This is a genomic window from Nocardia puris (assembly GCF_003315035.1).
Taxonomy (GTDB): domain Bacteria; phylum Actinomycetota; class Actinomycetes; order Mycobacteriales; family Mycobacteriaceae; genus Nocardia; species Nocardia puris.
In genome coordinates, this window is record NZ_QNRE01000002.1 from 840,431 (window position 1) to 863,656 (window position 23,226).

Sequence of the window (23,226 nt, forward strand, 5' to 3'; positions counted from 1 at the left end):
ATGACCGCGATCTCGGAGGTCGCGCTGATCGCGGGCGCGCTGGCGGCCCTCGTGGCCGCCGCCCTCACCCTGCCCGGCGTGGTGCGGGTGCTGCTCATCGCCCAGGCCATCTACTGGGGCATGAGCTACGTCGCGCGCCCGATCGTGCTGCTGTGGGTGCGTCCCGACCCTCGCTTCGGCGACAATATCGCCGACCCGCGCCTGGCCCGCCTGGGTTACGGTCCCGGACTCGAATTGGTGTTGCAGCCGGTCGTTTTCGGCCTGTGGCTGTACGCGGGGGTGATCGTCGCCTACGCGGTGTGGGCCCGGAGCCGCCGCACCGAGCCCACACCCCGCATCCTCGACGACCCGGTCTTCGTGCCGACGCTGTGGGCGCTCTACGCGCTGGGCACCCTCGCCCGGCTGGCCGCGGTCGCGACCGGCTCGGCGGGGCAGGCCGGTGAGGTCGAAAGCGCCAGTCCCGTCCTGAGTCTGGCGGCCACGCTCGCCACCGTCGGCGCGGTCGGGCTGATCGTGTTCGCCCGCCCGGTGCGGGCCGGCGCGCCCGCCGCCCTGATCCTGGTGCTGATGGCCGGGGAGCTGTGGTGGACGGTGTCCATCGAGTCCAAGACCCCGATCATGGGCGCCGCGCTGGCGGTGGCGGTGCGATTCGCGCTCACCGGCTGGACCCGGCGCAAGATCGCCGCCATCACCGTGCTGTCGGTGGCCGGGGTGGGCGGGTTCGGCTGGCTGCAATCGCTGAAGGCCACACCGTTCCTGCGCGCCGAGTCCGCCGCGACCGACGCCGCGTATCCCCCTGCGGTACAGCCGTTCCTGAGCCTGCTGCGCCGCTTCGACCTGCTCGAGGCCGCCACCGACGCCGCCTACCGGGGGCCGAGTTCCTGGCTGAGCGCCGGCGAGGTCGCCCAGCACGCCGTACTCAGCCTCATCCCCGGCCAGCTGCTCGGCGTCGAGAAGTTCCAGTCCGGCACGGCGTGGGCGAGCGAGGTGCGCGGCGCCTCGGTCGACATGAGCCAGATCTCGGTGTCGCTGGCCGAGGGCAATGTGAACGAGGGCTACGTGCTGGCCGGGTATCCGGGTGTCGCGCTGGGGGTCCTGTTCACCGCCGCGCTGCTGCTGGCCTGGTCGCGGGCGATCTACGCGCGCAACCTCGTCGTGGTCGTCATGGCGGTCGCGCTCATCGAGGTGCCGGTGGTGTTCGAGCGCGGCATGCTCGGCAGCGTCGAGACCGTCGGCAAATACCTGCAGACCATCGTCCTGGTGGTCGCCGTCTACTTCGTGGTCGCCGCCGTGCGGACCGACCGCGTCCCCGCACCCGCGCCACGGACGGCACCCGTCCTGTCCGCAGGAAGGAAACACCCATGAACCCCAACGACATCCGGGGGATCGTCCGCCGCCGCTGGCTGATCATCGGGCTGTGCGGCCTGTTCGGTGTGGCCGCGGCGGTGTACTACGCGCAGTCGCGGCCCGTCACCTACACGGCGTCGAGCACCATGTACGTCTCGATGGCGACCGGCACGTCGGTCAACGACTCGTACCAGGGCGGGCTGGCCGCCCAGCAGCGGGTGCGCTCGTATCTGGAGCTGGCGAGCAGCGCGGAGGTGGCCGAGCGGGTGCTCGCCGAACGCGCCCTGCCGATCTCGGCCGAGCAACTGCGCGCCCGGATCACCGCGTCCTCACCGCCCGCCACCTCGCTGCTCACCATCGCGGTGACCGATTCGACCGCCGAGGGCGCGCGCGAACTCACCGATGTGGTGGTCGCCAAGTTCCGCACGCTCGTGGACGAATTGGAGACCATCGAGGCCACCGCCGCCCCGGCCGCGCGCGTCGCGGTGGTCGACACGGCGCAGGTGCCCACCGCCCCGACGGGGCCCGGCACCTCGCGGCTGGCCGCGCTGGGACTGCTGGCCGGGCTCGCCCTCGGCGCGGTCGCGGCGCTCGTCCGCGACCGCACCGACCGCAGGCCCCGTGACAACGCGGAAGTGGAAGCAGCGGTGGGGGTTCCGGTGTTCGCGTCGGTCGCTCCCGTGCCCGGCGCCCAGGACACCGGCGTCCGCGTCGCCCGCACCCGCCTGCACCTGCTGGGCGATGGGACCGGCACCTTCGTGGTGACGGCGCTGTCGGATCGCTCCGCACCGGAGGTCGCCGGGGCGCTCACCCGCTCGTTCGCGGCGGTGGGCTCGCGCGCGCTGCTCATCGACGCCGACACGACCGGCCCGGCGACGGGCGAACCCGGCCTGGCCGAGCTGTTCCGCAACGGCGGGTCCGCGCCCGACCTCATCCGGCACGCCGACGACACCGGCGCGGGCGTGCTGCCGGTGGGTGGCAGCGCGGCCGACACCGCCGACGCGCTGGCCCGCGGCGATCTCGACAAACTGCTCCCCGACCTGCGCGGGCGCTTCGACGTGATCGTGATCGCCGCGCCGCCCGCCGCGCACCCGGAGGCGCTCACGCTCGCCACGGCGGGCACCACCGTGGGCGTCGTCGAGCCGGCGCGGACCACGGTGACCGACCTGCGCGCCCGCGCCGAGTTGCTCACCGACTCCGGCGGCATGCTCGCCGGAGCGCTGGTCGTCGAGAAGGCCCGCGCCGGCGTGCGCCTGCTCCTCGGGCGAGGCGCGCGATGAGTACCGAGGATGTCGGCCGCAGGCGCATGCTGGCCGTCGCGCTCGGCGCGGCGGCCGCCGTCCCGGTGCTCGGGTGCACGGCGGGGACCGCGCCCGCCGCGGGACGGCCCGCCGAGGTCCGCAATGTGCGCGACTTCGGCGCCGTCGGGGACGGGGTAGCCGACGACACCGCCGCGTTCGCCGCGGCCGCCCGCACCGACGGCGGGCGGGCGCCGCTGCTGTACCTGCCCGCCGGGCACTACCGGATCACCGCCTGGCCGGAGCTCCCCGACTACGCCACCGTCTACGGCGATGGCGGGGACGCCTCCATCGTCGGCTGCGAGACCGACACCACGCTCATCGCGCTGCGTCGCAAACAGCGAATCCGGTTCTCCCACTTCGGCCTCTACCTCACCGGCGAGCGCGCCACGGCCGTGCACCTGGACGAGTGCTTCCGGTGTTCGTTCGAGGGCATGGTGATTCGGGGCAATCACCTGCCCGACAACCATCCGCGCTATCTGGACCAGCGCGGGGTCGTCCTGTCCGGCAACACCGGCGGCACCGCGTTCATCAACTGCGATATCAACAACTTCGGCGTCGGGCTCGTCACCTCCTGCATTCAGAACTACGTCACCGCGTCCAAGTTCGCGGCCAACCACGTGGGCGTGCTGGGCACCGGCAACGACCACAACGCCGGCTTGTCGCTCACCGACGTGGAATTCGTCTCCGACAACGATCCCCGCACCACCCGCTGCCACGTCGACATCGACGGCGCGGCCAACAACTGGTGGCTCACCAACATCTGGTTCGAGGGCGCCGACACCGCGCTCGCGGTCGGGCGTCGCGGCGTCGGAGGCCCCTCCCAGTTCGGCATGGTCAACTGCAAGGTGGCGGCCCGCTCGGTCGGGCTCGATCTGGCGTACTGCCGCCAGCCCTATCTGGCGAACGTCCGCTTCGACCCCGATCTCGCGGACCGGATGCCGGTGGAACTGCGCATCGACCCGGGCGACTGCCCGGAGGGCACGGCGATCAACCTCATCTCGAGCGCGGGGGCCGACCTCTCGGACGCGGTCTTCCCGCGCGCCTGGCACGTCCTGGCCCGCGGCCATACGACCGATCCGACGTTCACCGGAACCGTCGTCGCCAAAGGCGGTTCCACCGACGCCGAAATCGCGCGATTCGAATCCCCCGACGGCGCGGCGGTCGCGGCGGTGCTGCCCAGCGGCGCGCTGCTGTCCGAGGCCGGGGTGGTGCTGCGGGACGAGAACGGCGCGTACTGGCGGCTCTCGGTGGGCACGGACGGCGCGGTCACCACCGCCGCCCTCGGCGATCGGCGGCCGCATCGGTGACGGCGCGATGGCCCGTGCTCACGGGACTCACCCTCGGTCCGGTGGCGCTCGCCGGGCACCATGTCCGGCTGCGGCCACCGCGGCTGGACGACTTCGGCGAGTGGCGGCGCATCCGCCTGCGCGACCAGGAGGCGTTGCAGCCGTTCATGATCAGCTCCCCGCTGGACTGGGAGGCCCGCCACGACGGCGCGGCGTGGACGCGGGAGTGGCTCACAGCGCGCGCGGACATCCGGCGCGGGCGGCGGCTGGCGACGGTCATCGAGGTCGACGGCCGCTTCGCCGGGCAGTGCGAGCTCGGCTCCCTGGACGCCCGCGCGGAGTCGGCCGAGTTGGGCATCTGGATCGACCGCGACCACGCGGGTTCCGGGCTCGGCGGGCTGGCCGCGGCCCTGCTGCTGGACTTCGCCACCGGTCCGCTCGGCCTGCGTCGCGTCACCGCGCCCATCGCGGCCGACAATATCGTCACCCGCACCGGCGCGGCCGCCATGGGCATGCGGCGCGAAGCCCTCCTGGTGCGCGCCGTCGACGCCGGCGGCCGCCGCACCGACCACGAACTGTGGGCCCTCACCCGCGCCGACGTGCCCGCCGGCGGATTCGTCGCGCGCTGGCTGCGCGCCGAGCACGGAACCGCGCGTCCCGGACCCGGACGCACCCCTGCCGCGCTCACCTCGGTCCGTGTGCCCGAGCGCACCGCGCCGCCGGTGACCACCGTCGTCGCGGTCGCCTCGCGCCATGCCGCCGCGTCGACGGCGCGGCCGATCCGGACGCGGCTGCCCACCCGGCGGATCACGCTCGAGGTGCCTGGCTTTCCGGAGGTGGTGTTGCGCGGCACCAGGTTCCACGATCTGCGCACGCCGGACGGGCTGGCGCTGGCCATCCGGCGCGGTGCCGAAACCCTCGGCCACGCGCGGCTGTTCGGGCTGGACATGTTCGACCGCAATATCAGCGCCGCCCTCGACCCACCGTCGCTGGCCGGGGACCTGCGCGGCGCAGTGCTGAGCGCCGTCGTCGCCCGCTGCCGCCTGCTGGGCATCGAGCGCGTGACGATACTCGCCGACCCCGCCGATTCGCTCGCGGCGAAGGCATTGTCCGCCAATGGGTTTCACAAAGAGGGCGTGCTGCGGGAGGTCGCGGACGGCAACCGGGAGCTGTGGGCCGTGGCGCTCGGGGGCCGCCCATGACCACCGTCCGCCGCGTCGCGACCCGGCTCGCGCTCGCCCTGCTGGTGATCGTCACGGTCACCGCCGCCGGGGTGCCGGTCTTCGTGCACCCCCAGACCGATGCGCTCGAACCCGCCGACGCCATCGTGGTGCTCGGCGGCACCGCCTACGAGCGTTTCGACCTCGGCCTCGACCTCGCCGAGCGCGGGTACGCGCCGCGCCTGCTGATCTCGCGCTCCACCGGCGCCGACGACCACGAGATGGACCGCTACTGCGCGGGTGGCCACCCGTTCCGCGTCGACTGTTTCGTTCCCGACCCGTGGACCACCCAGGGCGAGGCGCGCGAGATCCGCCGCCGCGCCGACGCCGGGGGCTGGCGCCACATCATCGTCATCACCTTCACCCCGCACGTCTCGCGGGCCCGCTACATCGTCGGGAAGTGTTTCGGCGGCCGGATCACCATGGTCGCCTCCCCCAGCCCGTCCGGGCCGCTGTTCTGGGCCTGGATGTACATCCGTCAGTCCGCCGGATATCTACGGGCCTTCGCCGATCGCGGATGCTGAGGAGGAAGCGATGCGCACCACCACCCGGGACACCACCCGACTGCGGAAAAGCGAAGCGGCCCAAGCCAGGCTGCACGAGATCGTCCCCGGCGGCGCGCACACCTACGCGCGCGGCTCCGACCAGTACCCCGAGGCGATGGCGCCGGTCCTGGTGCGCGGCAACGGATGCCGGGTCTGGGACTGCGACGGCAACGAGTACGTCGAGTACGGCATGGGACTGCGGTCGGTGACCCTGGGCCACGGATATCCGCCCGTGGTGGAGGCCGTCGCGCGCGCCATCGCCGACGGCGTGAACTTCTCCCGCCCCACCGACCTCGAACTCGCGGCGGCCGAGGACTTCCTGCGCCTGGTGCCGGGCGCCGACATGGTCAAGTTCGCCAAGAACGGCTCCGACGCCACCACCGCGGCCGTGCGGCTGGCCAGGGCCGCCACCGGGCGCACCACCGTCGCGGTGTGCGCGCAGCCGTTCTTCTCCACCGACGACTGGTTCATCGGCACCACCGAGATGGACAGCGGCATCCCCGCCCCCGGCACGGTCGTGTTCGCCTACAACGACATCGACTCCCTGGCGCGGGTGCTCACCGAGCACGCCGTCGCCTGCGTGGTGATGGAGGCGGCCACCGCGATGGCCGAACCGGCACCGGGGTATCTCGCGGCCGTGCGGGCACTGTGCGACGACCACGGCGCGCTGCTGGTGTTCGACGAGATGATCACCGGTTTCCGCTGGTCTTCCGGCGGCGCGCAACAGGTCTACGGTGTGACGCCCGACCTGTCGTGCTGGGGCAAGGCGATGGGCAACGGGTTTCCGATCTCGGCGCTGGCGGGCAAGCGCGAGTACATGGAGCTCGGCGGGTTGCGCACCGACCGGCCGCGCGTGTTCCTCCTCTCGACCACCCACGGCCCGGAAACGGCGTCGCTGGCCGCGTTCCGCGCCGTCGTCCACGCCTACGCCACCACCGATCCGATCGGCCGGCTGGAGGCCGCCGGTGACGCGCTGGCCGCCGGATTCGCCGAGATCACCGCCGAACTCGGCATCGCCGACCGGCTGCGCGTGCTGGGCCGCTCCTCGTGCCTGGTGTTCCGCACCGAGGACCCGTCGGGCGCGCCGTCGCAGGAGTTCCGGACGCTGTTCCTGCAAGAGCTCCTCCGCCACGGCGTGCTCGGCCAGTCGTTCGTCACCTCCGCCGCGCACCTGCCCGCCGATATCGACCACACCCTCACCGCGATCCGCGCGGCCGCCGAGATCTACCGCACTGCACTGGAACGCGGCGGCGTCGACGGCCTGCTGCACGGCCGCCCGGTCGCGCCCGCGCTGCGCCGCTACGCCGCCCCCCGACAGCTCGAGGAGCACACCCGATGAACACGTTCGCGATCGTCCACGAACGCTTCACCGAATACGGCGGTTCCGAGGCGGTGATCGACGAGTTCACCCGGATCTGGCCCGCCGCACCGGTTTTCGCGCCCATCGTGGACCGCACCGCCGTCCGCGACCGGGGCGGCGACGGGCTGGACTGGTCCACCGTGCGCGACAGCTGGCTCAGCCGCGCGCACGCCGCCACCGGCCGTCGCTCGCACGCGCCGCTGCTGCCGTTCGCGCCCGCCGCGTTCCGGCGGTTCCCGCTCGCCGACGCCGACGCGGTGGTGGTGAGCCACCACTCGTTCGCCACCCAGGCCGCCCTCGCCACCGACGCGCCCGTCGTCGCCTACGTCCACAGCCCGGCTCGCTGGGCGTGGGACACCGCGTTCCGCCGCCGGGAGGCGGGCGGGCCGCTCGGGGCGGGTGCGCTCGCCGCGCTGGGCACCCTCGCCCGTCGCGCCGAACTGCGCGCCGCGCCCCGGCTCACCCGCGTGATCGCCAATTCGCAGGCGGTCGCCGAGCGGGTGAACAGCTGGTGGGGGCTGCCTGCCACCGTGGTGCCGCCGCCGGTCCGGGTCGAGCGGTTCCGGCACGACCCCGGCGTGGACCGCGAGGATTTCGTACTGTTCGCCGGAAGGCTCGTCCCGTACAAGCGGCCCGACCTCGCCATCCGCGCCGCGCAGCGGGCGGGGTGCCGGCTCGTGGTGGTCGGCGACGGCCGCGACCGCGCGCACCTGGAGAGCATCGCGGGCCCGGAGACCACATTCCTGGGCGCCGCGCCCGACCACGTGCTCGCCGAGATGTACCAGCGGTGCCGGGCGCTGCTCATGCCGGGCATCGAGGATTTCGGCATCGTCCCGGTCGAGGCGATGGCCTGCGGCACGCCGGTGCTCGCCGTCGGCGCGGGCGGCGCACTCGACACCGTCGTACCCGGGGTGACCGGCGCGCTGGTCCCACCCGGCGACGACGCGCACGTCGTGGACGAGCTGGCCCGGCTCCTCACCGCCTTCGACCCCGCCGCCTACGCACCGGCCCGCATCCGCGACCACGCCGAGAACTTCTCCCCGGCGACCTTCCGCAGCCGGATCGCCGCGGAGGTCGACGCCGTTCTGCACCCGGGACGGACGGTGCGGCCGTCGTGACCACCGTGCGCATCGAGTCCACCGACCTCGACGGCGTCGCGCTGCTGATCCCCGACCCCGCCCACGACGAGCGCGGGTTGTTCACCCGCACCTTCGACGTGGCGGTGTTCGACGCGCATTTCGGCGCGGGCGCCTCGGGCCGCTTCGTCCAGGACTCGCAGTCGCGGTCCCGGCGCGGCGTGGTCCGCGGGATGCACGGGCGGCGCGGGCGCGGCGAGGCCAAGCTGGTGCGCTGCGCGGCGGGCGCGATCCTCGACATCGTGGTCGACATCCGGCCCGGCTCCCCCACCTTCGGCCGCTCGGCCGCGTTCCGCCTGGACGACGAGAACTTCCACCAGCTCTACATCCCGCCCGGTTTCCTGCACGGATTCCAGGCGCTCACCGAGCGCGCCGACGTCTGCTACCGCATCGACCGCCCGCACGATCCGGCCGACGACCTGGCCGTCCGCTACGACGACCCCGACCTCGCCCTGCCCTGGCCCGAGCCGGTCACCCTCGTATCCGCGCGCGACCGCGACGCCCCGAGCTGGCGCGATCTGCTCGCCACCCTGGCACACGACCGGCCATGACACCGATCGCCGGCGTCGTGCCCGTGTCACTTTCCGCAAGTGAAGTGACATCTGTCACACAACCGCAAACGACTCGATCGGCGGCCGCAAAGTTCGTTCGCCAGCCTTGAAGACACCGATCGGCCCGTGTCTGCGGGCCCGGGTGGGTTGTGGCGATTCGAGCGCCGGCGGCCGGGGGCGATCCCCTCGACGCTGCCCGGCGCCGTCGAGGAGAGGATGGGCGATGGCGACGCGAATGCGGGGTCGGGTCCGGCGGATACTGGCGGCAGTGACGATGACCACGGCCCTGGCGGCCACCGGCTGCGGACTCGGCGGCGACGGCGCGGCCGCCGTCACCTACGAGGACGCCAAGGCCTCCGGCACGATCAAGGTCGGTTTCGCCAACGAGGCGCCGTGGGCGTTCCTCGACCAGCACGGTGAGCTCACCGGCTACGCCCCCACGGTCGCGCGGGCCGTGCTGAAACGGCTCGGCATCGACGAGATCGAAGGCGTGGTCACCGATTTCGACGGCCTCATCGACGGCGTGCGCGCCCAGAACTACGCCTTCGTCGCCGCGGGCATGTTCATCAACCCGCGCCGCTGCGAGAGTTCGGCGTTCGCGATCCCGGACTACCAGGTGGGTTCGGCGTTCCTCGTCCCGAAGGGCAACCCGCGCAATATCACTCGCTTCGAGGACATCACCCGCGAACAAGTACGCATCGCCACCCTAGGCGGCGCCGTGGAGAACGGTTACGCCACCGAATCGGGCGTGCCGGACACCCTCATCGAGCCGATGGCCAAACAAGACGACATCCTGCGCGCCGTCACGGGCGGCGACGTCTACGGCGCGGCCATGCTCGACGTCACCGCCTCCTGGCTGGTGCGCAACAACCCGGACGCGAATCTCGAAGTGACCGAATCCTTCCAGTACGGCGACCGTCCCGACGTGGGCACGTTCAACTTCCGCATCGGCGACGACCAGTTCCGCGAGGACTTCAACCGCGAGTTGCGCGCGCTGCACGAGAGCGGCGAATGGCTGCGCCTGGTCGAGCCGTTCGGACTGACCGCGGCCAACGAACCCGATCCGGCCCTGTCCACCGAGCAGTACTGCGCGGCATAGCCTTTGTCCGACAACCTCGACATCTACCTCGAGCGGATACTGGCGGGCCTGCCGTTCACCCTCTGGGCCACGATCGGCGGCATCGCGCTCACCGTGGTGCTCTCGTTCCTGGCGGGCCTGGCGCTGCTCGCGCCCACGCGCTGGGCGCGCGTCCCGGCCCGGATCTACGTCGAAGGGTTCCGCGGCAGTTCCGAAGTGGTGCAACTGTTCTTCTTCGCCGTGGCGGTGCCGATCTTCCTCGGCATCGCGCTCGGCGCCACCGCGCAGGGCCTGCTGCTCATCGGCATCCTGGTGCTCGGCCTCAACCACGGCGCCTACGGCGCGGAGATCGTGCGCGGCGCGGTGCGCTCGGTGCCGCGCGCCCAGGTAGAGGGCGCGATCGCGCTGAATCTCGGTCCGGTGCAACGGATGTGGCGGGTGATCCTGCCGCAGGCCGTGGTCGAGATGCTGCCCTCGTTCAACACGCTGTTCATCCAGCTGATGAAGAGCACCGCGCTGCTGAGCTTCATCGCCGTGCCCGAGATCTTCAAGAAGGGCGACGAATTGCGCGCCGTGCCCCAGTTCTCCCAGGAACTCGGGGTGGTCTACACCATCCAGTTGCTCTGCTATCTCGCGATCGCCGTGGTGATCACGCTGATCATGCGGATCCTGGAGCGCTGGGCCGCGCATCGCGCGGGCCGCCCACGTCCGACCGGAGCCGGGTGGCGCTTGCGAATGGCGACGGTGACCTGATGGAGCTGGGGACCTGATGGGACTTTGGCGCTGGGACAAGTTCTGGGACGCCTTCCCCTACATCTGGGACGGCCTGCTCGTCACGATCCAGTTCACCGTGCTGGGTGCCCTGGTCGCCTACACGCTCGGGCTGGCGTTCGCCGTGCTGCTGCGCAGCCGCGTTCCGGTGGTGTACCAGCTGCTGTGGCTGTTCATCGAATTCGTGCGCAGCACACCGCTGTTGGTGCAGTTGTTCGTGCTGTACTGGGTGGTGCGCCCGGCCCTGCTGGACGGGCTGTCGATCGACACGCAACGCGTGATCGTCGGCGTCGCGGCCCTCGGGGTGCACTACGCCTGCTACACCGCCGAGGTGTATCGCGCGGGCATCGAGGCGGTGCCCGCCGCGCAGTGGGAGGCGGCCGTGGCGCTGAACCTGCCGCGCGGGCGCACCTGGACCGATGTGATTCTGCCGCAAGCCATTCCCCGCGTGCTGCCCGCGCTCGGCAACTACACCATCAGCATGTTCAAGGAGGTGCCGCTGCTGTCCGCGATCGTCGTGCTGGACATGGTCTACCAGATCAAGACCGCCTACGCCGCCGACACCGGCGGCGCGGGCCCGGAAGCCTGGTTCGCCGTGGGCCTCACCTTCCTCGCGCTGAGCTACCCGTGTTCGCTCCTGGTACGAAAGCTGGAACGCCGTGTCGAATTCGCCTGAGGACCAGCCCGGTTCGCCGATGATCCGGTTCACCGACGTGCGCAAGACCTTCGGGCCGGTTGTCGCGCTCGACGGGATGGATTTCGCGGTGGCGCCCGGCGAGTTCGTCACCCTGATCGGCCCGTCCGGCTGCGGCAAGACCACCGTGCTGCGCCTGCTGATGACCCTCGAACGGGTGGACGCGGGCACCATCGAGGTGGCGGGCGAGCCGTTCAGCCACCTGCGCCGCGGCGACCGGCTGGTGCCCGCCGACGCCCGGCACCTGCGCCGGGCGCGCACCGCGATCGGGATGGTGTTCCAGCAGTTCAACCTGTTCCCGAACATGTCGGTGCTGCGCAATATCACCGAGGGGCCGGTGCGCGGCCTGGGCAGGCCGAAGGAGCAGGCGCGCGAGCGCGCCCTCGAACTGCTCGAGCTGGTCGGGCTGACCGACAAGGCCGAGGCGCGCCCCCATCAGCTCTCCGGCGGCCAGCAGCAGCGGGTGGCCATCGCCCGCGCCCTGGCCATGGACCCCGAAGTCCTGCTGCTCGACGAGGTCACCTCGGCGCTCGACCCCGAACTCGTCACCGGCGTGCTGCACCTGCTGCGTGACATCGCCGACACCACACCCATCACCTTCCTGTGCGTCACCCACGAAATGCGCTTCGCCCGCACCGTCTCCGACCGCGTCCTCATGCTCGACGCCGGCCGCGTCATCGAAGACGGCACCCCCGACCAGGTCTTCACCGCCCCCACCCACCAACGCACCCGCGACTTCCTCCACGCGGTCCTGGAGCGCGAGTGAGCCCGCGTCGCACAATCGTCACCGGATGAGGTTGCGAATTCGGCGCGGTTTGTGTGTTGTTGATAGGTGACCAACACTTCCGGAGACGCGTATCCCATGGCGGACACGATGACCACCTCGGTCGCGGCGCACGACGGCGCGACCGTGCTGACGGTGACCGGGGAGGTCGATCTGGCGACCGCTCCCGCGCTGGAGAACGCCATCGAAGGCGTGCTCGGCGACAAGCCCGCGGCCCTGATCATCGACCTGACCGGGGTGAGCTTCCTGGCCTCGGCGGGGATGGCCGCCCTGGTCGCCGCGCATCAGCGGGCGGGCGCGGCGACCTCGATCGCCGTGGTCGCCGACGGGCCCGCCACCAGCCGCCAGCTCAAGATGACCGCCCTCGACCAGGTGTTCGCGCTGCACTCCACGCTGGAGGCCGCGCTGGCCGCGCTGCGCGCCAACTGAGGACGAGAGAAACGGGGCGCGTCCGGCCCGGACGCGCCCCGTTCGCTCACACCAGTTCGCGCAGCTGCTCGATCAGCTTGACGCGGTCGGCGGGCGTCGCCGCCAGCGGCACCACGTTCAGCGTGGTGACCCCGGCTTCCCGGAACGCCTGCACCCGCTCCTTGACGAACCCGGCGGGCCCCACCAGCGACACGTCGCGCACCAGCTCGTCGGGCACCACCTTCGCCGCCTCCTCCTTCTGCCCCGCCAGGTACAGCTCCTGGATACGGTCGGCCTCGGCGCCGTAGCCGTACTTGGTGGCCAGCGTGTGGTAGAAGTTCTTACCCCTGGCCCCCATGCCGCCGATATAGAGCGCCAGGTGCGGCTTCACGAACTCCAGCAGTGGCGTCACGTTCTCGCCGATGGCCAGCGCCGGGCCCGCGTACACCTCCAGCTCACCGAGCGCGGGATCGCGCTTGGCCTTGCCCGCGGCCAGCGCATCGCCCCACACGTCCCGCGCCTTCTCCGGCAGGAAGAAGATCGGCTGCCAGCCCTCGGCGATCTCGGCGGCCAGCTCCACGTTCTTCGGGCCCAGCGCCGCCAGCAGCACCGGAATCCGTTCGCGCACCGGGTGATTGATGAGCTTGAGCGCCTTGCCCAAGCCGGTGCCGCGCTCGGCGGGCAGCGGGATCTGGTAGTGCTTGCCCTGGTATTCCAGGCGCTCGCGCCGCCACACCTTGCGGCAGATCTCCACCAGCTCCCTGGTGCGGCCGATGGGCGCGTCGTAGGGCACCCCGTGGAAACCCTCGATGACCTGCGGGCCGGATGCGCCGAGCCCGAGCACGAAGCGGCCCTCGGAGACGAAGTCCAGGCCGGCCGCGGTCATGGCGGTGAGGCTCGGGGTGCGGGTGTAGATCTGCAGGATGCCCGAGGCCAGCTGCATCCGCTCGGTCCGCGCGGCGAGGTAGCCGAGCGCGCTGACCGCGTCGAAGGAGTACGCCTCGGGCACGAACACGATGTCGAGCCCGGCTTTCTCCAGGTCGGCCACTTCCGCGGCGGCTTCCTTGAAACCGCCCGAGTAGTTGATGCCCAATCCGATCCGCATAGTCCACAACATAGTCCTCGATACGGCCCGCCCGCGCGCCGGTCCGCCGGGGCGGGCGGTAGCGTGGGTGCGATTCCCGCAGATCCGAGAACGAAAGGTCACCCGTGTCGCAGCCGAGCACGTCGTCCCAGGAAACCGCGTCCTCCTTCGGCGCGGCCACCCTCGACGGGTACCTGTCCGATCTGGCCGCCAAGATCCCCGCGCCCGGCGGCGGCGCGGTGGCGGCGCTGCACGCCGCGCAGGGAGCCGCGCTGGTGGCCATGGTCGCCCGCTACACGACGCGCGCGAAGGACGCCGAGCACCGTCCGGTGATCGACCGCCTGATCGAGGCCGCCGACGCCGCGCGCGCCCGGTCGCTGGCGCTCGCCGACGCCGACGCCGCCGCCTTCACCGCCGTCGGCGCCGCCTACAAACTGCCCAAGGCGACCGAGGAGGAGGCTGCCGCCCGCACCGAAGCGATCAACGCCGCGCTGGTGGAGGCCGCGCGGGTGCCCGCGCGCGTGATGGACGAGGCCGACGAGGTGCTCTCGCTCGCGGCGGAGCTGCTGCCGATCGGAAATCCCAACGTGGTCACCGATATCGGGGCCGCCGCCGACGCCGCCCGCGCCGCCGCGACGAGTTCGCGGCTGAACATCGAGATCAACGTGACCTCGCTGCCCGCCGCGCTCGGCGACCCGTTCGCCCCGGCGTTGCTGCGCGTCGAGGAGATCGCCGCGCGGGCCGACGCGCTGCACGCCGAGGTGCTCCGCGCCGTCCGCGGCTGAATCCCGCCCACCGACACGCCGATAGGCGGACACGCGGCGGTTCTCCGCGCGCCGACGGGCTGACCAGCGGCGTCCGGGAGGTTCTCGGATCGTCGTGCGCCGAGTTGTCGCCGAACCGCCGTGGACCGATCTACGGTTGATAAGTCATGAGTGCCGACCCTCCCTCCCCCGCGGCGCCGGACCCCGGTCCGGCGGCGCAGGTGCGCGCCCGCAGGGAGCAAGCGTGGAGCAACTATCGGGCGGCGCGCATCGCGTTGGCGGGGTTGCGGATCCGCACGAATCTGGCGGGACGGCCGCTGTGGTTGGCGCGGCTGCCCGGCGGTGCGGTGGAGCGCGCGGAGCGGCGGCTGGAGCGGTTGCGGCAGGAGCTGTCCCGGCACGGCGTGGGCGCCGAGGACCGCGCCTGGGGCGTGCTGTCCGGCGGCGAGACCAACACGCTGGACGGAGTTGTCGGGTTGGAGGCGACCGTCGCCACGGTCGCACCGTATTTCGCGGCGAGCGCGCCACCGTGGTCGCGGGAGCTGCGCGCCATCGCGCGGGACTGCCTCACCGCGCGGGAGGCGGCCGCCGAGGGTGACCGGCTCGCCGTGGAGCACGTGACCGGCCGGTTGCTCACGGCCGTGCGGCTCGCCCCCTCGGAGGCGGCCCGGCAACGGTTGATCGACCACCTGCCCGGCGACCTGCGGCCCGTCCCCTCCGATGTGCTGACGCTGTTGCGGAGCGGGCCGAGCCCGGTCGAGGTGTCCTTCGTGATCCGCACCAGCACACTCGAACTCGACACCATCACGGTGACGCCCGCGCTGCGCGGCATGGGCCTGGGCACCGCCGTGCTCACCCACCTGTGCCGCACGGCCGACGCCCACCGCCTGCACATCACCGGCCAGTTGATCCCGACGTTCCGCGAGGACGAGAACGCGATCCCCGCCCTGGCGCGCTGGTGCCGCCGCCACGGATTCACCGTGCAGGAGCGGCTGGGCGGGCGCGTGAGCCGCCCGCCGGAGACGCCCCGCCCCGCCGGGCGCGTGTCCGCGCCGTGAACTGTCGATCCGGCGGGTGCCCGTTCGTATAACTGGTGACGAGTCCACTCTCCTCGAGGAGCCTTCATGTCCTTCACCGACGACGAAGTCGCCTACCTGCGCACGCAACCCGTCGCCCGCCTCGCCACCGTCTCCCCCACCGGTCACCCCGACGTGGTGCCCGTCGCCGTCGAACTCGACCTCCCGCATCTGTGGATCTGCGGTGCGGGCGAACAAGTCCTGCGCACCCGCAAGATCCGCAATATCGCTGCCGGAAACCACCACGTAGCCCTCGTTTTCGACGACGTGGTGTCCCTCGACCCGTTCATCGCCCGCGGGATCCGCATCTACGGCAGGGCCGAGAAACCCCTCGAGCGCACCGGCATGGTCGGTCCGGGGTACTACGTGCGCGTCACCCCGACAACGTCCTGGAGCTGGAACCTGGCCGGTGAACCTGCCGGGCAGGACTGGTACCCCGTGCACCGCGCAGAGCATTGAGCGGTTCATGGTGCACGCCAACGCTTTTCCGGTACGTTCCGAAACTCCTTGTCAGGCAGTCGGATCAGTCCAGGCGTAGCCGAAGCGGGCGAGGCGGTGCCAGACCTTCTTCAGGTCCTGGGGATCGTGGGTGCCCGCGCGCCGCGTCGCCGAGGACGCGCGGAGTGAGCCAGCCGTGCTCGGCGAGGGCGGTGCCGAGGGCGACGATGTGGGGGCCGCGGTAGGCGGTGTGGTGGACGAGTTCGTCTGTGTGCAAACGGAATCCGGGGTGCCACCGGACGGGGACGGGCAGACGGGTCGCCGCGTCGGCCACCGGGGTGTTCTCGTGCGCCGGGTCGAGGACGACTTCGGCGACGTCCTCGGCGAGGCGTAGCGGGCCGTGGATATGTGCCCCACCGGCCACGAAGTCTCCGCTCATCGATCCCGCGCCGCCGACTTGACTGTGCCGTAGCGGCACGGTGTTGGCTCGGTGGCGCGAGGGTGCGAAGGAGGAGATTCTTGTGACCAGACACCGCGCCGTGACCCGCGGCCTGGCGGTCGTGGCGGTGCTCGGCATGGCCGGCGCGCTCGCCTCGGCGTGTTCCACCACCGCCGACGAGCCCGCACCGACCGTCACCTGGGGCGCCTGCCCCGAAGACGTCGTCACCGAGGCCGCGCCGTCGCGGCTGGACTGCGCCACCGTGCCCGTTCCACTCGACTACGCCGATCCCGACGGCACCCGGATCGACCTCACGATCTCCCGGCTCGCGAGCCCGAATCCGGACAAGCGGCGCGGGGTGCTGATGCTCAACCCGGGCGGTCCCGGCGAGTCGGGCCTGGCGTTCTCGGCGTTCCTGGTGAAGCTGGGCTTGCCCGCGAGCGTGACCGACAGCTACGACGTGATCGCCATGGATACCAGGGGGATCAAGTACTCCGCCCCCGTGCACTGCGGTTTCACCGGCGAGGGCCCCTACATCGGCAACATCCCGCCGTACGCGGTGGACGACGCGGCGGTCCTCGCCCGGGCGACCGAGGTCGAAGCCGTCGCGCGGCAATGCGCGAGCAACGACAGCGAGGGCCGCCTGCGCCACCTGTCCACCGCCAACAAGGCCCGCGACCTGGACCGCATCCGCGCCGCGCTCGGCGAGGAGAAGACGAACTTCCTCGGCTACTCCTACGGCACCGCGCTCGGCGCGGCCTACGCGTCGCTGTTCCCGGAGCGCACCGACCGGATCGTGCTCGACAGCAACGTCGGCACCACCCACCTGGATCAGGACGGCATGCGCCGCTACAGCCTCGGCACCGAGGAGACCTTCCCCGCCTTCGCGGCATGGGCGGCGCAGCGCGACGACGAATACGGTCTGGGCCGCACACCCGAGGAGGTGCGCGCGACCTACTTCGAACTGGCCCACCGCCTGGACGACAACCCCCGGCCCGATATGAACGGCCCCGCCTTCCGTTCCGTCCTGTTCGGCCTCCTCTTCGCCGAGTCCGGATATCCCGCGCTGGCCGAACTCTGGCAGGCGCTGCGCACCGACGCACCGCTGCCGGCGCCGCCCCGCGAGACGCCCGACCTCGCGTCCTACGACAACTCGTGGACCGTGTTCCTGGCGGTGACCTGCAACGACATCGACTGGCCCGAGGACGTGGAGACCTATCGCCGGGCGGTCGCCGAGGACCGCGACCGCTACCCGCTCTTCGGCGCCGCCCCCGCGAACATCACGCCGTGCGCCTACTGGCCGTTCGAGCCCGCCGAGCAACCGGTCGAGATCTCCCAGGACGGCCCGTCGAACATCCTGCTCGTCCAGAACCGGCGCGACGTGCCCACGCCGCACGTGGGCGGCGAGATGTTGCGGGAGCAGTTCGGCGACCGCGCCCGACTGGTGAGCGTCGACGCCAGCGGCCACGGCGCGTACGTGCTCGGCAAGAACGCCTGCGCCCAGGACGTCACCACCGCCTACCTGGTGGACGGCACCATGCCCGAGGACGACGTGTCCTGCGCGGCACCCTGACCGGAGATCACCGCGCGGTACCCGGGAACCGGCGCTCGGGCCTCGACGACGAGCCGGGCGACGATCTGCTCGGCAAGCTCGACGCCACGCCGCCGTCGCCGATCAGATCGAGGAGGAGCCTCGCGGCGCCGGGTTCCCGATCGCCTCGGGCGGGGTGACGGTGAGCCGCACCGAAGGCGCGAGCCGGTAGGGACGGCTCTCGATCACCGCGCCGAGGGTGCGACGCAGACGGGAGAGTTCGGCGCGCACGGCGACCGCGTGGTCGGGGTCGCCGTGCAGGGCCGTGCTCAACTCGGCGACCGTCACGCCGCGCGCACCCGCCCGGTGCAGGATCAGCAGTATTTCGGCGTGCCGCGCGGAAAGGGCTGCGCGCCATTCGGTTTCCCCGCCGGTCGCATGGACCACGGGCGTGCCGGTCAAGTCGAGGGTGAGCCGGATGGTGGCCTCGGTGCCGACCGGCCGCACCACCCACCCACCGCGCAGCGGTTCGGTGGCGCACAGCCCCAACCCCGGAACATGCACGGCGCGTCCGGCATTCGGGATCCCGATGCGCCGTACCGGCGCCACGCCGGAAGAGTGCGCCACCCAACCATTTTCATCCACGAGCAGCACAGGGCCGGTCAGCGCGGACAGCGTCGGCATGGCCGCCGTCCGCAGGCGTTCGAGCCGATCGACCTGTCCGCGCGCGATCTCGCCTTCCGCGAGCCGGGCGGCCGCACCGACCAGCGCGGTGATCGCCGGGTGCAGGGTCAGCGCGGGACCGCTCACGTCGACAACGCCCAGCAGCTCACCGGAGCGGGGATCGTGGATCGGAGCGGCCGTGCAATACCAAGGGTGCTGGGACTGTTCGAAGTGCTCGCCCGAGAACAGTTGCACCGGGACGGCTTCCGCGATCGCCGTGCCGATCGCGTTGGTGCCCACCACCGATTCGGTCCACCGGGCGCCTTCCTGGAAACCCAGGGTGTCGGCGCGGTGGCGTACCCGCGCCGCGCCCGAGCGCCACAGCACCACGCCGTCGGCGTCGGTCACCACCATGATCATCTGGGAGGCGTCGGCCACGCCTGCCACGACCTGGGTGAGCCCGCCGATGGTCTCGGCGAGCGGGGATGCGCGACGGCGGCGCTCCACCTCGTCGAACGGCAGCACCGCGCGCGCGTTCGATCCGGCCGGGGAGAGCCCGGCCGCCAGCACCCGCGACCACGACCGCGCCACGACGGTGCGCGGGCGCAGCGGCGAACGCCCGCCGCCGATCACCGCGTCGTGCATCCGCACCAGGTCGCGGGCATAGCGCGGCAGGTCGGTGCCCGGTCCTATCGCACTGAAATCGCCCACGGTCCCATCCTCGATCCCGCTCCGGCGCGGACACCGGCGCGAAGTCCACCGATGATGCAACGCCTTGCAACGATTGTGACATCGGTTCGCCCGGCGTGTGCTGTAGGTCACAGATCAGCACGAGAAGGAGTCGACGATGACCCGCACACTCGCACCGACCGCGACGCGACCGGACGGGCTCGGTCCCCAGGAACGGGTGGACGCGTGGCTGACCGCGTTCGAAGCGGCGCTGGCCGCCCGCGATGTGGCCGCCGCGGCGAATCTGTTCGCCACCAACGGTTTCTGGCGCGACCTGGTGGCGTTCACCTGGAACATCGCCACCGTGGAGGGGCGCGAGGGCGTCGCGGACATGCTCACCGCACGCCTGGCCGACACCGATCCGCGCGGCTTCCACACCACCGAACCGCCCACCGCCGCCGACGGCGTGATCTCCGCGTGGATCGGTTTCGAGACCGCGACCGGCCGCTGCACCGGGCACCTGCGGCTGACCGAGGAGGGCGCGTTCACGCTGCTCACCTCGCTGCGCGAGCTGCACGGCCACGAGGAGCGCAAGGGTCCGACGCGGCCGCGCGGGGTGGTGCACGGCGCGGACCCGGAGCGCGTCACCTGGGCCGAGCGGCGCGCGCGGGAGGAGCGCGAACTCGGATACGAGCGGCAACCGTATGTGCTGGTGGTCGGCGGCGGGCAGGGCGGGATCGCGCTGGGCGCGCGGTTGCGCCAGCTCGGGGTGCCCGCCCTGGTGGTGGACAAGCACGAGCGGCCCGGCGACCAGTGGCGCAAGCGGTACAAGTCGCTGTGCCTGCACGATCCGGTCTGGTACGACCACCTGCCCTACCTGCCGTTCCCCGCCAACTGGCCGGTGTTCACCCCGAAGGACAAGATGGGCGACTGGCTGGAGATGTACACGCGGGTGATGGAGGTGCCGTACTGGTCCAAGACCACGTGCACCTCCGCCTCTTACGACGGGGCGAGCGGGCAGTGGACGGTCGAGGTGGTGCGCGACGGCGAGCCGGTCACGCTACGTCCGACGCAACTGGTGCTGGCGACCGGCATGTCGGGCAAGCCGAACATCCCGTCCTTCCCGGGGCAGGACCGGTTCCGCGGCGACCAGCACCACTCCAGCGCCCACCCGGGCCCCGACGCCTACGCCGGGAAACGCGCGGTGGTGATCGGCGCCAACAACTCCGCGCACGACATCTGCGCCGCGCTGTGGGAGGCGGGCGCGCGGGTGACGATGGTGCAGCGCAGTTCGACCCACATCGTGCGGTCGGATTCACTGATGGAACTCGGCCTCGGCGACCTGTATTCCGAACGCGCGGTCGCGGCGGGCATCACCACCGACAAAGCGGATCTGCTGTTCGCCTCGCTCCCCTACAAGATCATGCCGCAGTTCCAGGTCCCGGTGTACCAGGCGATCCGCGAGCGCGACGCCGACTTCTACGACCGGCTCGAACGCGCGGGCTTCCAATTGGATTGGGGTGACGACGGCTCCGGCCTGTTCATGAAGTACCTGCGGCGCGGCTCCGGCTACTACATCGACATGGGCGCGTGCGATCTCGTCGCCAACGGCGATATCGCGCTGGCGCACGGCGAGGTGCGGGAGCTGACCGAGGACGCCGTGATCCTCGCCGACGGCACGGAACTGCCCGCCGACCTGGTCGTCTACGCCACCGGCTACGGCCCGATGAACGGGTGGGCCGCCGACCTCATCGGGCGCGAGGTGGCCGACAAGGTCGGCAAATGCTGGGGTTACGGCTCCGGCACCACCAAGGACCCCGGGCCGTGGGAAGGGGAACTGCGCAACATGTGGAAGCCGACCCATCAGGAAGCGCTGTGGTTCCACGGCGGGAACCTCCACCAGTCACGGCACTATTCGCTGTATCTGGCACTCCAGTTGAAGGCGCGCTACGAAGGCATCCCGACCCCGGTGTACGGGATGGGGCCGGTGCACCACCTCAGCTGACCGACTCCCGTGGTGCCGGGCCGATGCGGCGCGGCACCACGGGCCACCACGTCAGACATCCACCCGCACAGCGTGATTCGGCGGTATCACGGACCGACGGCGAGGAAGAGCACCAGAACCACCACCGACAGCACCAGGAACCCGGTCGCCGGGGCGATGTCGAACCGGCGCGCCCGCAGGTGCATCGCCAGTGCACCGCAGAAGTACGCGACCAACCCGACGGCCGCCGCCACACCCAGCGGCCACCACGCGAGTCCGACCAGCAGACCCACGGCGCCGGCTACTTTGAGCGCGCCCAGTATCCAGATCCGGTCGGCGGGGAATCCGACGGCGGTGATGATGTCGACGATCTGAGGCTGACGGGTCAGCGTCCCCACGCCGGACGCGGCGGCCCCCAGCGCGAGGACGACGGTGACGATGACCCAGGCGGTATTCATGGCGGGCTCCCGTGCGGTCGGGGTTCGGCGGAACGGCCTGGTCCCAGCATCCCGCATTTGCCCAGCGCGGGTGCGTGGATCGCCGTAGGAAACCGGGGCGTACCAAAATGCCGAGCAATACGCCGAAGGCGTCCGCCACCCGGCTCACAAACCCGCACACCCGATACCGAACCAGGGCACAGGCCACACCTGTGACGCCGGCACCAAATGCCGAGCAATACGCCGAAGGCGTTGGCTGATCATTCGGACGACGGGCGATCCTGTCCGAACGGAGGGGAGATTGCGGCACCGATCGTGGTCGCGGTGCGGCATCATGGGGGTACACGACCGAGACGACGAAAGTATCGCGGGATGGGGCAACGGAGCACTCTCGCCGAGCAGCGGGCCGCACTCGAGCGGGAATGGGCCCGCTGGGTGCCTGCGCGCGCGAATCGGGTTCCGGGGAGCGCGGATTCGGCGACCGGGCTGCGCGGGGACGTGGTGCGGTCCTGGATGCGCTCGGTCCGAACGGTGGATCCCGGCATCCCCAGCGCGCCCGAAGCCGACTCCGGCGACGTCGGCGCGCGGTGGGAGGCCTCGCCGTTGCGGGGGCCGGTGACCGAATTGGCCGACGAATTCCGGCATGTCGCGCAGGACGCCGGCTACGTGGCGGCGGTGACCGACGAGAGCGGCACCATCCTGTGGTCCTTCGGCGGCGCCGTCATGCGGCGGCGGGCCGAGAAGGTGAACTTCGCACCGGGCGGCTGCTGGGACGAACCGCACATGGGCACCAACGCGCTGTCGCTGGCCATGCGCTCGGGCAGACCCGCCACCGTGTTCTCCGCCGAGCATCTGGTCGCCGCGCTGCACGGATGGGTGTGTTACTGCGCGCCGATCCACGCCCCCGACGGGCGGCAACTCGGCGTGCTCGATCTCTCGTCCACGTGGGACCGCTCGCATCCGCTCGCGATGACGACGGTGCGCTCGCTCGTCACCGCGATCGAGGCGCGGCTGCCGGATCTCGCGCCCGCGCCGCCCGCCGTGCGGCTCACCTGTCTCGGCGACGCGCGACTCGTCCGTGCGGGCCGCCCCGTGCGGTTGCGGCCCCGGCACCTCGAAATCCTCACGCTGCTCGCCCTCGAACCCGACGGGTTCACCCCCGAACGCCTGCACAACGCCATCTACGGCGACCGCCCCGTCACCTCCAGCACGCTGAAAGCCGATGTGTCGCACCTGCGTTCGGCCACCGGCGGCGACATCGCCAACCGCGTCTACCGCCTCACCACACCGGTGTCCTGCGACGCCGTCGACCTGCTGGCCGCCCTCGAAGCGGGCGACACCGCCACCGCCGTGCGCCTCTACCGCGGCCCGCTGCTCCCCGGCTCGGACACCCCCGGCATCGTCGAATGGCGCGACCACCTCGCCGTCGCCGTCCGCACCGCCGTCCTCACCGACCCCGACCCCGACATCGCCCTCCGCTACGGCGAACGCGCCCCCGACGACATCGCCGTCCACGAACACGCCCTCCACCTCCTCCCCCACCACGATTCGCGGCGAGCGATCGCGACGGCAAGGCTGCACACCGCGCTGCGAGGGTGAGGGCTGACGCACCGCGCATCATGCCGGGCCGCGTCCCGCACGGCCGCCACCTGACACGACA

The 23,226-nt window shown here is 71.8% G+C and carries 23 protein-coding genes; 19 read left to right on the top strand and 4 right to left on the bottom strand.

The window, feature by feature from the left end:
- From DFR74_RS09565 to DFR74_RS09625, 13 genes are all read left to right on the top strand, one after another.
- Positions 1–1,365: a hypothetical protein gene (locus DFR74_RS09565; RefSeq protein WP_067511160.1), complete on the top strand. Its 1,365-nt coding sequence runs from the start codon at positions 1–3 to the stop codon at positions 1,363–1,365.
- Positions 1,362–2,627 (top strand): Wzz/FepE/Etk N-terminal domain-containing protein, encoded by a 1,266-nt coding sequence (locus DFR74_RS09570; RefSeq protein ID WP_067511161.1) that lies wholly within the window; start codon positions 1,362–1,364, stop codon positions 2,625–2,627. The genes DFR74_RS09565 and DFR74_RS09570 overlap by 4 nt, the downstream gene beginning before the upstream one ends.
- Positions 2,624–3,955 carry a glycosyl hydrolase family 28-related protein gene (locus DFR74_RS09575; RefSeq protein WP_067511162.1) on the top strand — a complete coding sequence of 444 codons (1,332 nt, stop codon included), beginning with the start codon at positions 2,624–2,626 and terminating at the stop codon, positions 3,953–3,955. Before DFR74_RS09570 ends, DFR74_RS09575 begins: the two co-directional genes overlap by 4 nt.
- Positions 3,952–5,136 (top strand): GNAT family N-acetyltransferase, encoded by a 1,185-nt coding sequence (locus DFR74_RS09580; protein WP_170160721.1) that lies wholly within the window; start codon positions 3,952–3,954, stop codon positions 5,134–5,136. The genes DFR74_RS09575 and DFR74_RS09580 overlap by 4 nt, the downstream gene beginning before the upstream one ends.
- Positions 5,133–5,678 carry a YdcF family protein gene (locus tag DFR74_RS09585; protein ID WP_067511164.1) on the top strand — a complete coding sequence of 182 codons (546 nt, stop codon included), beginning with the start codon at positions 5,133–5,135 and terminating at the stop codon, positions 5,676–5,678. The genes DFR74_RS09580 and DFR74_RS09585 overlap by 4 nt, the downstream gene beginning before the upstream one ends.
- A gap of 10 nt (positions 5,679–5,688) precedes the next feature.
- The gene (locus tag DFR74_RS09590) at positions 5,689–7,038 is read left to right on the top strand and encodes a glutamate-1-semialdehyde 2,1-aminomutase (RefSeq protein ID WP_067511165.1); all 1,350 of its coding nucleotides are present in this window, start codon (positions 5,689–5,691) and stop codon (positions 7,036–7,038) included.
- Complete coding sequence (locus DFR74_RS09595) at positions 7,035–8,177, top strand: glycosyltransferase (RefSeq protein ID WP_067511166.1); 1,143 nt, start codon at positions 7,035–7,037, stop codon at positions 8,175–8,177. The genes DFR74_RS09590 and DFR74_RS09595 overlap by 4 nt, the downstream gene beginning before the upstream one ends.
- A 5-nt stretch (positions 8,178–8,182) precedes the next feature.
- A complete protein-coding gene (gene rfbC, locus DFR74_RS09600; RefSeq protein ID WP_067511223.1) occupies positions 8,183–8,746 on the top strand; it encodes a dTDP-4-dehydrorhamnose 3,5-epimerase in 564 nt (187 codons plus the stop codon).
- A gap of 274 nt (positions 8,747–9,020) precedes the next feature.
- Entirely contained in the window at positions 9,021–9,845 is an 825-nt protein-coding gene (gene ehuB / locus DFR74_RS09605; RefSeq protein ID WP_232331819.1) for an ectoine/hydroxyectoine ABC transporter substrate-binding protein EhuB, read from the top strand.
- 3 nt (positions 9,846–9,848) lie between these two features.
- A complete protein-coding gene (locus DFR74_RS09610) occupies positions 9,849–10,577 on the top strand; it encodes an amino acid ABC transporter permease (RefSeq protein WP_067511168.1) in 729 nt (242 codons plus the stop codon).
- 16 nt (positions 10,578–10,593) lie between these two features.
- The gene (locus tag DFR74_RS09615; protein ID WP_067511169.1) at positions 10,594–11,271 is read left to right on the top strand and encodes an amino acid ABC transporter permease; all 678 of its coding nucleotides are present in this window, start codon (positions 10,594–10,596) and stop codon (positions 11,269–11,271) included.
- A gap of 19 nt (positions 11,272–11,290) precedes the next feature.
- Complete coding sequence (ehuA, locus tag DFR74_RS09620) at positions 11,291–12,055, top strand: ectoine/hydroxyectoine ABC transporter ATP-binding protein EhuA (protein WP_067511170.1); 765 nt, start codon at positions 11,291–11,293, stop codon at positions 12,053–12,055.
- Between the two features lie 108 nt (positions 12,056–12,163).
- Positions 12,164–12,502 (top strand): STAS domain-containing protein, encoded by a 339-nt coding sequence (locus DFR74_RS09625; RefSeq protein WP_067511224.1) that lies wholly within the window; start codon positions 12,164–12,166, stop codon positions 12,500–12,502.
- Positions 12,503–12,548: 46 nt separating this feature from the next.
- Here DFR74_RS09625 and DFR74_RS09630 read toward each other — a convergent pair whose 3' ends face one another.
- Positions 12,549–13,586: an LLM class F420-dependent oxidoreductase gene (locus tag DFR74_RS09630; RefSeq protein ID WP_067511171.1), complete on the bottom strand. Its 1,038-nt coding sequence runs from the start codon at positions 13,584–13,586 to the stop codon at positions 12,549–12,551.
- A gap of 104 nt (positions 13,587–13,690) precedes the next feature.
- Here DFR74_RS09630 and DFR74_RS09635 point away from each other — a divergent pair, with 104 nt between their 5' ends.
- From DFR74_RS09635 to DFR74_RS09645, 3 genes are all read left to right on the top strand, one after another.
- Positions 13,691–14,350 (top strand): cyclodeaminase/cyclohydrolase family protein, encoded by a 660-nt coding sequence (locus tag DFR74_RS09635; RefSeq protein WP_067511172.1) that lies wholly within the window; start codon positions 13,691–13,693, stop codon positions 14,348–14,350.
- 146 nt (positions 14,351–14,496) lie between these two features.
- Entirely contained in the window at positions 14,497–15,387 is an 891-nt protein-coding gene (locus DFR74_RS09640; RefSeq protein ID WP_067511173.1) for a GNAT family N-acetyltransferase, read from the top strand.
- A gap of 66 nt (positions 15,388–15,453) precedes the next feature.
- Positions 15,454–15,864, top strand: coding sequence for a PPOX class F420-dependent oxidoreductase (locus tag DFR74_RS09645; RefSeq protein WP_067511174.1), 411 nt, complete (start codon positions 15,454–15,456; stop codon positions 15,862–15,864).
- A gap of 64 nt (positions 15,865–15,928) precedes the next feature.
- Here the strand turns inward: DFR74_RS09645 and DFR74_RS09650 are convergent, their stop codons facing one another.
- Positions 15,929–16,282: a DUF3626 domain-containing protein gene (locus DFR74_RS09650; RefSeq protein WP_198161793.1), complete on the bottom strand. Its 354-nt coding sequence runs from the start codon at positions 16,280–16,282 to the stop codon at positions 15,929–15,931.
- Positions 16,283–16,364: 82 nt separating this feature from the next.
- Between DFR74_RS09650 and DFR74_RS09655 the strand changes: the two genes are divergently transcribed.
- Positions 16,365–17,855 (top strand): alpha/beta hydrolase, encoded by a 1,491-nt coding sequence (locus tag DFR74_RS09655; RefSeq protein ID WP_067511176.1) that lies wholly within the window; start codon positions 16,365–16,367, stop codon positions 17,853–17,855.
- Between the two features lie 102 nt (positions 17,856–17,957).
- On the opposite strand, the gene DFR74_RS09660 is transcribed toward DFR74_RS09655, so the two are convergent.
- The gene (locus DFR74_RS09660) at positions 17,958–19,187 is read right to left on the bottom strand and encodes a GAF domain-containing protein (protein WP_067511177.1); all 1,230 of its coding nucleotides are present in this window, start codon (positions 19,185–19,187) and stop codon (positions 17,958–17,960) included.
- 136 nt (positions 19,188–19,323) lie between these two features.
- Here DFR74_RS09660 and DFR74_RS09665 point away from each other — a divergent pair, with 136 nt between their 5' ends.
- Complete coding sequence (locus DFR74_RS09665) at positions 19,324–21,150, top strand: flavin-containing monooxygenase (RefSeq protein WP_067511178.1); 1,827 nt, start codon at positions 19,324–19,326, stop codon at positions 21,148–21,150.
- A gap of 86 nt (positions 21,151–21,236) precedes the next feature.
- Here DFR74_RS09665 and DFR74_RS09670 read toward each other — a convergent pair whose 3' ends face one another.
- Positions 21,237–21,587: a DoxX family protein gene (locus DFR74_RS09670; protein WP_067511179.1), complete on the bottom strand. Its 351-nt coding sequence runs from the start codon at positions 21,585–21,587 to the stop codon at positions 21,237–21,239.
- A gap of 351 nt (positions 21,588–21,938) precedes the next feature.
- On the opposite strand from DFR74_RS09670, the gene DFR74_RS09675 reads away from it, so the two are divergent.
- The gene (locus tag DFR74_RS09675; RefSeq protein WP_067511180.1) at positions 21,939–23,165 is read left to right on the top strand and encodes a transcriptional regulator; all 1,227 of its coding nucleotides are present in this window, start codon (positions 21,939–21,941) and stop codon (positions 23,163–23,165) included.
- Positions 23,166–23,226: the final 61 nt, after the last annotated feature.

Excerpts from the sequence above, each read along its gene's own strand:
- DFR74_RS09565 (WP_067511160.1), top strand. The coding sequence starts at position 1 with ATGACCGCGATCTCGGAGGTCGCGCTGATCGCGGGCGCGCTGGCGGCC.
- DFR74_RS09570 (WP_067511161.1), top strand. The coding sequence starts at position 1,362 with ATGAACCCCAACGACATCCGGGGGATCGTCCGCCGCCGCTGGCTGATC.
- DFR74_RS09575 (WP_067511162.1), top strand. The coding sequence starts at position 2,624 with ATGAGTACCGAGGATGTCGGCCGCAGGCGCATGCTGGCCGTCGCGCTC.
- DFR74_RS09585 (WP_067511164.1), top strand. The coding sequence starts at position 5,133 with ATGACCACCGTCCGCCGCGTCGCGACCCGGCTCGCGCTCGCCCTGCTG.
- DFR74_RS09590 (WP_067511165.1), top strand. The coding sequence starts at position 5,689 with ATGCGCACCACCACCCGGGACACCACCCGACTGCGGAAAAGCGAAGCG.
- DFR74_RS09595 (WP_067511166.1), top strand. The coding sequence starts at position 7,035 with ATGAACACGTTCGCGATCGTCCACGAACGCTTCACCGAATACGGCGGT.
- ehuB (WP_232331819.1), top strand. The coding sequence starts at position 9,021 with ATGACCACGGCCCTGGCGGCCACCGGCTGCGGACTCGGCGGCGACGGC.
- DFR74_RS09615 (WP_067511169.1), top strand. The coding sequence starts at position 10,594 with ATGGGACTTTGGCGCTGGGACAAGTTCTGGGACGCCTTCCCCTACATC.
- ehuA (WP_067511170.1), top strand. The coding sequence starts at position 11,291 with ATGATCCGGTTCACCGACGTGCGCAAGACCTTCGGGCCGGTTGTCGCG.
- DFR74_RS09625 (WP_067511224.1), top strand. The coding sequence starts at position 12,164 with ATGACCACCTCGGTCGCGGCGCACGACGGCGCGACCGTGCTGACGGTG.
- DFR74_RS09630 (WP_067511171.1), bottom strand. The coding sequence starts at position 13,586 with ATGCGGATCGGATTGGGCATCAACTACTCGGGCGGTTTCAAGGAAGCC.
- DFR74_RS09640 (WP_067511173.1), top strand. The coding sequence starts at position 14,497 with ATGAGTGCCGACCCTCCCTCCCCCGCGGCGCCGGACCCCGGTCCGGCG.
- DFR74_RS09645 (WP_067511174.1), top strand. The coding sequence starts at position 15,454 with ATGTCCTTCACCGACGACGAAGTCGCCTACCTGCGCACGCAACCCGTC.
- DFR74_RS09650 (WP_198161793.1), bottom strand. The coding sequence starts at position 16,282 with ATGAGCGGAGACTTCGTGGCCGGTGGGGCACATATCCACGGCCCGCTA.
- DFR74_RS09665 (WP_067511178.1), top strand. The coding sequence starts at position 19,324 with ATGACCCGCACACTCGCACCGACCGCGACGCGACCGGACGGGCTCGGT.
- DFR74_RS09670 (WP_067511179.1), bottom strand. The coding sequence starts at position 21,587 with ATGAATACCGCCTGGGTCATCGTCACCGTCGTCCTCGCGCTGGGGGCC.
- DFR74_RS09675 (WP_067511180.1), top strand. The coding sequence starts at position 21,939 with ATGGGGCAACGGAGCACTCTCGCCGAGCAGCGGGCCGCACTCGAGCGG.